This window comes from Pseudomonas sp. K2I15 (genome assembly GCF_002204795.1).
GTDB lineage: Bacteria > Pseudomonadota > Gammaproteobacteria > Pseudomonadales > Pseudomonadaceae > Aquipseudomonas.
Window position 1 is genome coordinate 20516 of the sequence record NZ_NIXO01000039.1, and the last position, 13135, is coordinate 33650.

The 13135-nt window shown below is 60.7% G+C and carries 11 protein-coding genes; 8 read left to right on the top strand and 3 right to left on the bottom strand.

Annotated elements, in window-relative coordinates; genetic code table 11:
- Positions 1 to 75: 75 nt before the first annotated feature.
- Positions 76 to 1719: a phosphoglucomutase (alpha-D-glucose-1,6-bisphosphate-dependent) gene (gene pgm / locus CEC48_RS21230; RefSeq protein WP_088425528.1), complete on the top strand. Its 1644-nt coding sequence runs from the start codon at positions 76 to 78 to the stop codon at positions 1717 to 1719.
- Positions 1720 to 1834: 115 nt separating this feature from the next.
- On the opposite strand, the gene CEC48_RS21235 is transcribed toward pgm, so the two are convergent.
- Positions 1835 to 2530 (bottom strand): pirin family protein, encoded by a 696-nt coding sequence (locus tag CEC48_RS21235; protein WP_088425529.1) that lies wholly within the window; start codon positions 2528 to 2530, stop codon positions 1835 to 1837.
- 218 nt (positions 2531 to 2748) lie between these two features.
- On the opposite strand from CEC48_RS21235, the gene CEC48_RS21240 reads away from it, so the two are divergent.
- Positions 2749 to 5208, top strand: coding sequence for a UvrD-helicase domain-containing protein (locus CEC48_RS21240; RefSeq protein WP_088425530.1), 2460 nt, complete (start codon positions 2749 to 2751; stop codon positions 5206 to 5208).
- A 30-nt stretch (positions 5209 to 5238) separates the two neighbouring features.
- Here the strand turns inward: CEC48_RS21240 and CEC48_RS21245 are convergent, their stop codons facing one another.
- On the bottom strand, positions 5239 to 5511 hold the full coding sequence (locus CEC48_RS21245; RefSeq protein ID WP_003217129.1) for a DUF1652 domain-containing protein: 273 nt from the start codon (positions 5509 to 5511) through the stop codon (positions 5239 to 5241).
- Positions 5512 to 5770: 259 nt separating this feature from the next.
- Here CEC48_RS21245 and CEC48_RS21250 point away from each other — a divergent pair, with 259 nt between their 5' ends.
- The 4 genes from CEC48_RS21250 to CEC48_RS21265 are packed head-to-tail and all read left to right on the top strand — an operon-like array spanning position 5771 to position 9550.
- Positions 5771 to 6586, top strand: coding sequence for an AraC family transcriptional regulator (locus CEC48_RS21250; RefSeq protein ID WP_088425531.1), 816 nt, complete (start codon positions 5771 to 5773; stop codon positions 6584 to 6586).
- Between the two features lie 48 nt (positions 6587 to 6634).
- Positions 6635 to 8041 carry an FAD-binding oxidoreductase gene (locus tag CEC48_RS21255; RefSeq protein WP_088425532.1) on the top strand — a complete coding sequence of 469 codons (1407 nt, stop codon included), beginning with the start codon at positions 6635 to 6637 and terminating at the stop codon, positions 8039 to 8041.
- 27 nt (positions 8042 to 8068) lie between these two features.
- Positions 8069 to 8410, top strand: a complete 342-nt coding sequence (locus CEC48_RS21260) for a cupin domain-containing protein (protein WP_088425533.1) — start codon at positions 8069 to 8071, stop codon at positions 8408 to 8410.
- Positions 8411 to 8470: 60 nt separating this feature from the next.
- Positions 8471 to 9550 (top strand): polyamine ABC transporter substrate-binding protein, encoded by a 1080-nt coding sequence (locus tag CEC48_RS21265; RefSeq protein WP_088425534.1) that lies wholly within the window; start codon positions 8471 to 8473, stop codon positions 9548 to 9550.
- A 63-nt stretch (positions 9551 to 9613) separates the two neighbouring features.
- Here the strand turns inward: CEC48_RS21265 and CEC48_RS21270 are convergent, their stop codons facing one another.
- A complete protein-coding gene (locus CEC48_RS21270; RefSeq protein WP_371917779.1) occupies positions 9614 to 10408 on the bottom strand; it encodes a response regulator transcription factor in 795 nt (264 codons plus the stop codon).
- A gap of 196 nt (positions 10409 to 10604) precedes the next feature.
- On the opposite strand from CEC48_RS21270, the gene CEC48_RS21275 reads away from it, so the two are divergent.
- Positions 10605 to 11969 (top strand): APC family permease, encoded by a 1365-nt coding sequence (locus CEC48_RS21275; RefSeq protein WP_088425535.1) that lies wholly within the window; start codon positions 10605 to 10607, stop codon positions 11967 to 11969.
- Between the two features lie 9 nt (positions 11970 to 11978).
- Positions 11979 to 13079, top strand: a complete 1101-nt coding sequence (locus CEC48_RS21280) for a P1 family peptidase (RefSeq protein ID WP_088425536.1) — start codon at positions 11979 to 11981, stop codon at positions 13077 to 13079.
- The last annotated feature ends 56 nt before the right edge of the window (positions 13080 to 13135 follow it).

Genomic DNA, 13135 nt, shown 5'->3' on the forward strand with positions numbered 1-13135 from the left:
TATAACGTCGCGGAGCAGTCCAACTCCCAGTAAACTGCACTTTTTTCCGAATCCTTCTCTTTCAGAGGTTTATGCATGACTCTCAGTCCTTTTGCGGGCAAGCCGGCACCAGCTCAACTGCTGGTAGACATCCCGCGACTGGTAACGGCCTATTACACCGGCCAGCCTGATGCAGCGATCTCCACCCAACGCGTCGCCTTTGGTACCTCCGGGCACCGCGGCAGCTCGTTCGACCTGAGCTTCAACGAGTGGCACGTGCTTGCCATCAGCCAGGCGATTTGCCTTTACCGTGAAGCCCAAGGCATCAACGGCCCGTTGTTCGTCGGCCTGGACACCCACGCGCTGTCCACGCCTGCCGGCGCCAGCGCCCTGGAAGTACTGGCCGCCAATGGCGTGCACGTGATGCTTGCCGAAGGCGATGAGTACACCCCGACACCGGCGATTTCCCACGCCATTATTTGCTACAACCGTGGCCGCACCAGCGGCCTGGCCGACGGCATCGTGATCACGCCGTCCCACAACCCGCCACAGAGCGGCGGCTACAAGTACAACCCGCCCAACGGCGGCCCGGCCGATACCCACATCACCAAATGGATCGAAGCGAAGGCCAACGAACTGCTGGCCAACAAACTGGCCGGGGTCAAACGCATTACCCACGCCCAGGCCCTGAAGGCTGACACCACCCACCGTCACGACTACCTCAACACCTACGTGGCAGACCTGGTCAACGTCATCGATTTTGATGCGATCCGCAGCGCCGGCCTGCGGCTGGGCGTCGACCCGCTTGGCGGAGCAGGGGTGCGCTACTGGTCGGCGATTGCCGAGCACCACCGCCTTAACCTGGACGTGGTGAACACTGAAGTCGATTCGACCTTCCGTTTCATGAGCGTCGACTGGGACGGCCAGATCCGCATGGACCCGTCCTCCAGCTACGCCATGCAAGGCTTGATCGGCCTCAAGGACCGCTACGACGTGGCCTTCGCCTGCGACCCGGACCACGACCGTCACGGCATCGTAACGCCATCCGGCGGCTTGCTGGCGCCGAACAACTACCTCGCGGTGTCCATCGATTACCTGTTCCAGAACCGTCCTGAGTGGCGCGCCGATGCCGCTGTGGGCAAGACCGTGGTCAGCAGCGGCTTGATCGATCGCGTTGCCAAACGCATTGGCCGTCGCCTGTACGAAGTGCCGGTGGGCTTCAAGTGGTTTGCCGACGGCCTGTTCGACGGCTCCCTGGGTTTTGGCGGCGAAGAAAGTGCCGGCGCCTCGTTCCTGCGCAAGGACGGCAGCGTGTGGAGCACCGACAAGGATGGTTTGATTCCGGCACTGCTGGCGGCGGAGATGACTTCGCGCAAAGGCCAGGACCCGAGCCAGATCTATCGTGGGCTGACTGACGCGCTGGGCGAACCGTTTGCCATTCGTGTGGACGCCAAGGCCACCCCGGCGCAGAAAGCCCTGTTGGGCAAACTGTCGCCGGACCAGGTAACGTCCACGCAGTTGGCGGGGGAAAGCATCCAGCAGATCCTCAGCCACGCGCCGGGTAACGACCAGGCGATTGGCGGGCTGAAAGTCATGACCGAAAACGGCTGGTTCGCCGCACGGCCATCGGGCACCGAGGACATCTACAAGATCTACGCCGAGAGCTTTATCGGCGAGGATCACCTCAAGCAACTGGTAGAAGAGGCGCAGGTGTTGGTGGACGGGGCGATATCCCAGTAACACCACAACCCGAAATGTAGGAGCGGGCTTGCCCGCGAATGCAGTATTTCAGTCAATATAGCTTGCGACTGACACACCGCATTCGCGAGCAAGCCCGCTCCCACATTGGATTGGGTTAAGCCAGGTCGACCAACACGATCTCGCTGTCTTCAATCGCCGTCACCCGCAGCACTTGTTCATCCTCAACCGCAACACCGTCTCGAGCTTGTGCACGCAAGCCATTGACTTCAATCACCCCGGTCGCGGGTACCAGGTACGCCCGACGCCCGCTGTCCAGCCGATACTCGGCACTTTCGCCGGCTTTCAAATTGGCCGCCACCAGGCGCGCATCAGCACGAATACGCAAGCTTTCGTTGTCTCCGGCCTTACCACTGGCCAGCGTCACAAAACCTTCGCGATCACCCTTCGGAAATGGCTTGGCACCCCACGACGGCGGCAAACCTGCTTCGTTGGGAATAATCCAGATCTGGAAGATCTTGGTCGGCGTGGCTTCCAGGTTGTATTCGCTGTGGGCGATCCCGGTGCCCGCGCTCATCACTTGTACGTCGCCAGCCTCGGTACGGCCTTTATTGCCCAGGTTGTCGGCATGGCTGATGGCGCCTTCACGCACATAGGTGATGATTTCCATGTCCCGGTGCGAGTGCTGCGGGAAGCCGGTGCCGGGGGCGATGAGGTCATCGTTCCATACTCGCAGGTTGCCCCAGTGCATACGCTTGGGGTCGTGGTATTCAGCAAAGGAAAAGTGGTGGTGAGCGTCCAGCCAACCGTGATTGGCGCCGCCCAGGGTGTTGAAAGGTCGAAGTTCAAGCATGATCGTCTCCTGTTGATGGTGGCCATGATCCAACAGCGCAAGATCGATAAAAAGCGTAAAAAATGCAGGATTCCTATCGAATGCTTCGATGCCGATGCTCAGGGCTTATCTTCACTTCATCGCCTAACTGCATGAGCACAAAGCAATTGGCTGGAACTGAGGGGCATTTGCGGCGAACATAGGGCTCTTGTCCGAGTTAAAGCATCGCAGGAGTCCGCGTGCCGCAACACACCCCCGATCTGCCTCCCGAACTGCGGCCACTGGCCGAAATGCCCCTGTTGAAACGGCTCGCCGCCCGATTATTCGGTCACGGCCTGACGCGCCTGCGCGCCCAGCACCGTTTCTCGTGGCTGCACGGCCAGGCCGATGGCTTTCGCAGTGGCCACACGGCCGGCGTGGAATATGGCTATCAGGAAGGCAAGGCGGATGGCATCGAAGAAGGCCGCCAGGTCCTGCTGATTCGCGACTTCCGGCCGGATGAACACACCGCGCCGGGCGTTGACGACAGCCTGTTCGATGATTGGCGCCTGCCGCTGACCGCCGAGTTGAAAAAACGCATCAAGTCCGATGTGGCGCGCCTGCTGCCGGCGCATGCCCAGCCGAGTGCAGCCCAATGGAAGATGATTTTCAGTGATACGCCGTCCACTTCCGTAATTGCCGGCGCCGGTGCGGGCAAATCCACCTCGCTGGTGCTGCGTATCCTGCTGTTGACCCATTACCTGGGCTTTGAGCTGAGCTCGATGACCGTGGTGACCTTCACCCGCGAGTCCCGCAAAGACTTCATCAACAAGCTCATGGAGATTCTCGCCTTGTGGGGCCAACCCCTTGGTATGAAAGAAGCCCAAGCGGTGGTGCGCACCTTTCACTCGCGCATTCTACCGATGGTGCGCAGCCTGCCGGGCCTTGAGCGGCTGCAGGCGTTTGAGAACCTCAACGCGCGCACCGAAGCGGGTTTTGATGACGCCGACAGCAATCCCTTCGAACTGCGGATCAACGACGCCCAGCGTCAGCAATTGAATGCCTGCTATCACCCGTTGCACGGCCGTCACGAGCGTTTCCGCGAACTGATTGCCCCGTTGGCGCGCCATGCCTTGCAACTCAAGGAACTGGAGCGGGATCACCCGGACGTGCAGAAGCGCGTGGCGGTGACCGAACTGGCGGCCAAGCGTGATGAAGAGTTGTGTGATGTGATCGAAGACCTGTGGTTTCGCGCGGGCGCCTGGCCGATCAAGGGCATTGAGCCCAACCGCCAGACCTTCGATATCAACGGCGCGCAGTTTCACTGCCATGGCTACATTGCCGAACTGGAAGCCTGGGTGGTGCTGGGCTTTGACCCACGGGAAAACGCCCAGGTCAGCCGTCCCGGCTCGAAGCTGTCGGTACGCGCAGAGTGGGCTGTCAAGCGCACCCTGTTTCAAGCTTTCTGCCGTAAGCCATTGATATGGCTTGAAAGCTACGAATCATCCAAGCGTCTTTTAAGTAGCCTGGCAGGCGATGCAACAGCAGGCCCCGGCTTCGATTACAAGGTCAAGGGCGAGCTGAGTTCAGCGCCGCTGCTGGACAGCTTTGTCGCCGCCGCCGGGTTTATCGAGAACCTGGGGCTGGACGTGCCCACCGCCGTGGGCAAGATGAGCTTCGCCAAGGACGATCCGGACCGTTTTTACTTCGAAGCGCTGAGTATTTTCTGGAAAGCCCTGGAAGACCACCTGCTGGACCAGTCGCCACCGGTCATGACCTATAACCGGATGTTCTCGCTGTTTGGCGAAAACACCCCGGAAAACCTCAAGCTGCTCAGCGACGGGCTGCTGCGGCCGATGTCGCACCTGATGATCGACGAATTCCAGGACGTTTCGCCACAGATCGTCTCGTGGGTGCGTGCCAGCCTGCGGGAAATTCGCAGCCGTGGCCCGGCGATGCACGTGGGCCGTGGCGCCCAGCGTTCTTCGCTGCTATGCGTGGGGGACGACTGGCAGTCGATCTATGGCTGGCGGGGCAGTTCGCCCAAGTACTTCATGGAGTTCAACAAGGAATTCCCGTCACCCACCACCACACGGGTGATGCTGGGCGAGAACTACCGCAGCCATCAGCACGTTATCGATGCGGCGGAACACATCGTGCGGGCCGCCCCGGCCATCAGCGGCAAGAAAGCCAAGGCAAGCGGAACGCCGAAGGCGCTGGTGCCCGTCGCGGTGCGTGATCGGGACGACGCTGCGCTAGGCCAGCAACTGTCAGCGCATTACCAAAAGGGTGATTCGATATTAATGCTGTATCGAAAAAGCAGCGATAAGCTATTGATACAAGAGCATATTCAGTCTGTAGTTAATGTAGATTCTAGCTTGCCGTACGGTGACCGCCGGCTCAAGCAACTGACCTACCACAGCGCCAAGGGCTTGCAGGCGGATGCGGTATTCCTGCTGGGAGATTGCCAGCACTTGACCCGTTCGCCTTACAAGAATCAGGTCTATCGCATGGCGGGCCTGGGCAAGGATGGCGATACCGAACCCTACGACAGCGCACAAAAAGACGAGGTGCTGCGCCTGGCCTATGTGGGGATTACCCGGGCAGTGAGCCATTGCTATTGGTATGTCGAAGCGCAGGACAGCCAAGGGGTGAATGTGCCGAAGGCCTCGGATCGGGTGGCCGGGGACAAGCCGTTTTTTGATGATCAGCGAAAATGAAAAAGGGCCACCCCAGGGTGGCCCTTATTTTTATGCCCGCAGCGACAGTGGCGGCACAAACGACTCCAACTCATCTTCTACGGCTTCGATGATCCGCTCCACGTCGGCGGCGTTCATCACCGTGGCGCAGGGGATGCCGGCAATCGCAATCAGGGTTTCTCCGCTGGCGCGGTCGAACAGGCGGGCGATCATACTGCCGGGAGCATCCATGCTCGCCTCAAAGCCCATGGGATGAAAATGCCAGCGCATCAGCTGGCAGGCGTTGGGGAACGTTACTTTGTTCATGTTGCCCACCTTGTTCATTGAGCGCTTCCTTTAGCTCGCTGCGGGGCGCCATGACCGTCACTGGTCCTGGCCGTGTTGAACACTAAAAATAGCATTCGTTCGCATCCGGCAGGGCAGTTTTTTTGCCCCGTTCGGCGGTTGTTTTCAGGAAGTTTGATGTGGGTCATTTCCTACACGGTATTGGGCGAAAGGCCATTATCCATAACTGTCACATGGCCATTGAACGCGCCACAAAAGTTCGGCAAGCTCGCAGGCTGTCCCAGCCTTAGAGCGCTCCATGCCCGACTTCATCCCGGATGACTCCCAGCAAACCCAAGCCACCGGCGAGTTGGTGCTGCGTCACCATCTGTGCTGGAAACACCGGGACCTGGACGGCGTGATGTCGTACTACCACCCGGACATTCAGTACCACGATTTCTTCCAGAACCGCGTAGTGGGCGCAGCTGATCTGCGCGAGTACCTGCAAGCCAGCATGCCGCGTGGCGCGGATGAGGCGATCGAGCACACCGACCGCATCCGCGCCGACGGCGACACCGCGTTCATCCAGTACCGCATCACCTTGCGCGGCGGCCAGGGCCTGGTGTCGTTTCGCACCAGTGAAGCCATCACGGTGCGTGACGGCCTGATCTGGCGGGTCAACGAATACGCCTCCCTGGTGCACGAACAGTCCGCCAGCCGCAGCGAGACTACGCGCCCGACCGTCAGCCGCCTGGGCCTGTCGCCCCAGCAATTGAGCTACATGGCCAACGACCTGCAGCAGTACTTCCAGCGCCAGCAACCCTACCTGGACCCCGAGCTGGACCTGCAACGGGTAGCGAAGGAGTGCGGGTACAGCCGCAACCAGATCTCCTACCTGTTGAACCAAGTGTTGGGCCAAAGCTTTTACCGCTACGTCAACCAGGCGCGCCTCCAGCATTTGCTGGCGGCACTGGATAAAGCCACGCCGCCGATACGCATCGACGAACTGGCATTTGCCGCCGGCTTCAATTCAACCTCGGCGTTCTACAGCTGTTTCCGCCAGCACACCGGCCAGTCGCCCAAGGCCTACGTCAAACAAATTTCCCTGCGTGCACGCGCGCAAGACAGCCCCTGAGGCCGGCTCTAGGATCACTGCCATCGAAGTGTGGTGGTGGAGCTTGGCATGCCTGCATGGCGCAATATCAGTTTATGGATGGACCAGTTGGACGAGCCGCTGGTGGCGCGCCCGTCCCTGGAGCACGACCTGGACGTCAACGTGGCCATCATCGGCGCCGGCTACACCGGGCTCTGGACCGCGTATTACCTGAAGCGCCAGGCGCCCGAGCTGAAGATCGCAATCATTGAAGCGCAAACCGCCGGGTTCGGTGCCTCCGGCCGTAACGGCGGCTGGCTGATGGGCAACCTGCTGGGTGAAGACCGGCTGCTGGCCGGCTTGTCTCCCGAGCAGCGCCGGGCTTCGTTCGACTTGCTGCACGCGATTCCCGATGAAGTAGCACAGGTGATCGAGCGCGAAGGCATCGACTGCGACTACCGCAAGGCCGGCGTGCTGTATTGCGCCGCGCGCTACCCCGAACAGGAAACCAGCCTGCGGGCCTACCTGGCCAAGCTCCACGCCCAGGGCCTGACTGATGACGATTACCGCTGGCTCGGCCCGCAGCAACTGGCGGAGCAAATCCGCATCGCCAAGCCGTATGGCGGCATCTATGCACCTCACGTCGCCACGATTCACCCGGCCAAGCTGGTGCGCGGCCTGGCGCGCGTGGTCGAGCAGATGGGCGTCACGATCTATGAAAACAGCCCCGTCACCCATTGGCAGTCCGGCAGCTTGCGCACGGCTAACGCCTCGGTGCGCGCCTCATGGGTAGTGCCGGCGGTTGAAGGGTATGCCACCACGCTGCCACCGCTGGGCCGCTATCAGTTGCCGGTGCAGAGCCTGATCGTCGCCACCGAGCCGTTGCCGGCCAGTACCTGGGATGAAATCGGCCTGAACCGTGGCCAGGCATTCGGCGAAAGCAGCCGCCAGGTCACCTATGGCCAGCGCTCCGCAGACAATCGCCTGGTGTTCGGCGCCCGTGGCGGCTATCAGTTTGCCGGCAAGCTGCGGCACAACTTCGACCTTACCGACAGTGAAGTCGAACTGCGTCGTTACCTGTTTGGCGAACTCTTCCCGCAGCTCAAGAAAGTCCGAATCACCCACGCCTGGGGCGGGAACCTCGGCATGTCCCGGCGTTTCAAGCCGCACATGCTCTGTGATCACGCGGCGGGCATCGCCCTGGCCGGTGGTTACGGCGGCGAGGGAGTAGGGGCCAGCAACCTCGGCGGCCGTACCTTGGCCGACTTGATCCTGGGGCTCGACACGCCGCTGGTCCAGCAGCCATGGGTGATCCAGCCGGGCCGCCTGGACGGGCTCAAGGCCTGGGAGCCGGAACCCTGCCGCTGGCTGGGCTACAACGCGATCATTCGCAGTTTTGTCCACGAAGACCAGGTGCTGGCCAACCCCAACAGCGCGCCGTGGCGCCGCAAGCTGGCCAGCGGCGTTGCCGGGTTCATGGAAGGTTTCATGCACTAAGTCGTTTCAATCACCACAGGTATGAACATGAGCATTACCCAGTTCAAAGACACACTCAGCGCCCATTTGCCGGACTCTTCGCCGGTTGCCGTGCCGTTGGGCACACCGGTGGCGGTGGCCTCGACCCTGAGTGTGGAACGCAACGACGGCGTCGAAACCGGTATCTGGGAATGCACGCCCGGGCGCTGGCGCCGGCAGATAGTGGCCCAGGAGTTTTGCCACTTTATCCAGGGACGCTGCACTTTCACCCCCGACAACGGGGAACTGCTCCACATAGAAGCCGGCGACGCACTGATGTTGCCGGCCAACAGCACCGGTATCTGGGACATCCAGGAAACCGTGCGCAAGACCTATGTATTGATCCTCTGATTCTTTGATCTTTGATCGCCTGCCATAAAAACAGCCCTAAAACCGCCAGGAAATCGAACCATGAGACCCATTGCCCTGTTGCCGCTGGTATTCGTCGCCACCCTCAGCCAAGCCGCCGAGACGGTAAAAATCTACAACTGGTCGGACTACATCGCCCCCGACACCACCAAGAATTTTCAAAAAGAAACCGGCATCGCTTTTACCTACGACGTGTATGACAGCAACGAAACCCTCGATGGCAAGTTGATGACCGGCAAATCCGGCTACGACGTGGTGTTCCCCTCCAACCACTTCATGGCCCGGCAGATCCAGGGCGGGGCGCTGAAGAAACTCGACAAGAGCCAGTTGCCCAACTGGAAGAACCTCAACCCGGTGCTGCTCAAGGCCCTGGAAAACAACGACCCGGGCAACGCCCACGGTTTCCCGTACCTGTGGGGCAGCACCGGCATCGGCTACAACATCGACAAGGTCAAGGCGGTACTCGGGGACAACGCCCCGGTGGATTCCTGGGACCTGATCTTCAAGCCCGAGAACATGAAAAAGCTGCAGAAGTGTGGCGTGGCGATCCTCGACAACGGCCCGGAACTGCTGCCAGCGGCGCTCAACTACCTGGGCCTGCCACACCACAGCAAGAAGCCTGAAGACTACAAAAAGGCCGAGGACCTGCTGATGAAAGTACGGCCGTACGTGGCGTACTTCCACTCCTCGAAATACACCGCAGACTTGGCCAATGGCGACATCTGCGTGGCCGTCGGCTTCTCCGGCGACATCCTCCAGGCCGAAAGCCGCGCCAAGGAAGCCAAGAACGGGGTGAACATCGGCTACAACATTCCCAAGGAAGGCGCGGCCATCTGGTTCGACATGGTTGCCATGCCCGCCGATGCCCCGGATGAAAAAGCCGGCTACGCGTTCATGAACTACCTGCTGCGCCCGGAAGTGATGGCCAGCATCACCAACTACGTGCACTACGCCAACGGTAATGAGGCAGCCGATAGCCTGGTGGACCCGGCGATCAAGAGCGACACCAAGGTGTACCCAAGCCCCGAGATGATGGGCAAGTTGTTTGCACTGGAGGCGATGCCGCTGAACATCGACCGGATTCGTACGCGGGTGTGGAACACCATTCGTACCGGTCGCTGATGAGCACATGTGGGAGCGGGCTTGCTCGCTCCCACACTTGACCTCAGTGAGCTTGAGCGTTGTCTAAGGGTTCTCCAGATCATGCCCCAACGACTGGATAAACAACGAAAACAGCTCTGGCTGCGACGAGATATCCAGCTTGGCGTACAAATGCCGACGATGAACCTTGACCGTATCCGGTGAGATCTTCAGCCGCTCGGCCATCGCCTTTGAAGAAAACCCTCGCAACACCAACCGCGCAATTTCCAGTTCGCGCTCCGACAACACCCCGCACCCAAAATGGCTCAACGCATCGCGAATCTGGCTGGCCATCTCGGCAGGTGCCGCTACCCGTTGGGTGCTTTGCTGCCAATGCTGCTGCATCAACGGCAACACCCAGGCCGCCAACGTGGTCATCAACCCGGTTTCCTCACCGGTAAATAACCGCTGCATCCCCAACGACAGCGACAATGTTCCTGCGCCCGGCAGTTGCAGGATGAACTGCACCTCGTCTTCCAACACATTGTCGTGAAAGTAGTTGAGGAAGTACTCACTCTGGCGAAAGTGATCCGGCGCCACTTCTTCAAGCCGGTACACACCGCTCGCATAACCCTCGCGACACGCCTGGAAAAACGGGTCCAGCAAGTACAACCCATTGAGATAAACCAGCATCGACGCCGGCTTGCTGCTCGGTTGCGCGTCGTATTCCTCCTGTGCCTGGGGCGGGCCATCGGTGGGGTAGACGATCGCCAGGGCATTGTCGAAAGGCAGGCACTGGTGCAACAACAGCACCAGTTGCTTCCAGAAACGCTCAGTGCCGATCTGCGCTACGGTGCGGCCCAGCCCCGCGTGCATGCCGACTTCCCTGAACAGGCTCATGTGCAGCTCCACGCAAAGGATAATTGCCCAAGGGTTCGACTTTTGCCCAGTGCCGTCAAGGGGAGTACTCCAATAGGGGAATTGGCCGCCCTACACAGAGTGTTTAAGTTTGCCGTCAGTCAGTGGGGAGCATACCCCGCGCCGCTTCACCTTTTCGTTTCTGCCTCAAACCAAGAACAATCAAGAGGATAACGATATGAGTGCTCCTTCCACGCCTGACGGCGTGCTGAAACCCACCCTGAGTGTGTTCGACGTGGTGGCCATCACCGTTTCGGCGGTCACCCCGGCCAGTTCGGTGTTCGTGATCGCACCGTTTGCCATCCAGCAGGCCGGCAGCGGGGTGTTCCTGGCGTTTGTGATGGCCGCATTGCTCGCGCTGATGTTCGCCTTTTGCTACGCCGAACTGGGCCGCGCCCACAACAGCGCAGGCGGCGAGTACGTGTACGCCAAGCGGGTGTTCGGCGGCATGGCCGGTTACGCGACGTTCCTCACGGTATTGGTGATGTTGCTGTTTATCCCGCCGGTGCTGGCCACCGGGGCGGCGACTTACCTGAATAACGCCCTCGGTACTAAGTTCGACTCACAAACGGTAGCCCTGGTAATCGTGGTGTGCAGCTACGCCCTGGGCATCCTCAATATCAAGCTGAATGCCTGGATTACCGGCACCTGCCTGCTGTTGGAAGTCGCCGCGTTGCTGGTGATCGTGTTTATCGGCTTCGGCAACCCGGTGCAGCCGGTCAGCGTGCTGTTGCAACCGCAAATCGTCGAAAATGGCGTGCTGCACCTGGCACCCTGGGCACTGGTGATTGGTGCGGTGGGCATTGGCTTGTTCTCGTTCAATGGCTACGGCCCCGCAGTGTTGCTGGCCGAAGACATGAAGTGCGGCGGCAAGGGCGTGCACAAGGCGGTGTTGTGGTCCCTGGGGCTGGTGGTCGTCATCGAACTGGTGCCGATCACCGCGCTGCTGATCGGCGCGCCATCCCTCAGCGCGATGATCAGCAGCCCCGACCCGATTGGCTACCTGCTGACCAGCCATGGCAATGAAACCCTGTCGCGGCTGGTCAGTGCCGGGATCTTCCTGTCGGTGTTCAACGCCATCGTCGCGATCGTCATCCAGATTGGCCGGGTGGTGTTCAGCAGCGGCCGCGATGCGTTGTGGACGCCGACCATCAACAAACTCTTCACCCGTATTCACCCACGTTGGGATTCGCCGTGGTTGGCTACGCTGTTCCTGGCGATCCCTTCGGCGTTGCTCAGCTTCAGCTCCAACCTGGCGGACCTCACGTCCTTCAGCGTGCTGCTGATCATGCTGGTGTACCTGATCGTGGCGTTAAGCGCGTTGATGAGCCGGGTGTTGCTGCGTGACCGCGAGCATCCGTATCGCATGCCGTTGTGGCCAGTACCGGCATTGCTGGCGGTGCTGGGCGCCGGCTACCTGTTGGTGACCCTGGCGATGGCGTCTTCGGTTCGGGACATCATGATTATCATCGGCCTGTTGGCGTTGTCGGTGATCTTGTATTGCATCAGTGGCCGGTCGAGTCCGGCGTTTCAGAAATTGTAAGGAGTGGTTATGCGCGCACGTCAATTGGGCATCACGTTGGGACTGGGCACGCCCGGTGAGTTGAATGCCATCACCGACGTTCCAGGGGTACGGGTCGGCCACAGCACGATCAAGACCCGTATCGACGGCAAACAGGTGCGTACCGGCGTCACGGCGATCCAGCCCCGGGCCGGTGCCGCGCGGTATCAGCCGTGTTTTGCCGGCTACCACGTGCTCAACGGCAATGGCGACGCCACGGGCCTTGAGTGGATCAGCGAATCGGGCTTGCTGACCACGCCGCTGGCGATCACCAACACCCACAGCATCGGGATTGTGCGCGATACGCTGATCGCCTTGGAGCGCGAAAGCCTGGCGGACCCTGCGGTGTACTGGTGCATGCCGGTGGTGATGGAAACCTACGACGGGTTGCTCAACGATATCTGGGGCCAGCACGTCGGCCCGGAGCATGTGCGCGAGGCGCTGGCCAACGCTGAAGCCGGGCCCGTGGCGGAGGGCGCCGTGGGCGGCGGTACCGGGATGATTTGCCATGAGTTCAAAGGCGGCATTGGCACGTCGTCGCGGCGATTAAACGCGGAGCAGGGCGGCTGGACCGTGGGCGTGCTGGTGCAGGCCAACCACGGCAAGCGCCAGGAATTGCGCGTGGATGGGTATCCGGTAGGCCGGCAATTGATGGACATCCCGTCACCGTTTGCCGATCGCGGCACGCCCGGCATGGGTTCGATCGTGGTGATCATCGCCACCGATGCGCCGTTGCTGCCTCACCAATGCCAGCGCCTGGCACAGCGGGCGTCCATCGGCATTGCGCGTACGGGCGGTGGTACCGAGGACTCCAGCGGGGACCTGTTCCTGGCGTTCGCCACCGGCAACCAGGATTTGCCGGTGGCCGACTACGGGCGCAAGGGCCTGCCACTGAGCACGCCGCTGCAAATGGTCAATAACGACCACATTTCACCGTTGTTCAGCGCGGCGGCGGAGGCGGTAGAGGAAGCGATCATTAATGCCATAGTGGCCGGGGAAGACATGACCACCGACGACGGTGTGCGGGTGCCGGGGCTGGATTCACAAACGCTCCTGCAGGCATTGCGCCAAACAGGCTGGCGCGCCCAATAAATACTTTAGTTCTTGTCCCGGTAATACGGGACAAGTCGTTAAATGATGGCTATTCA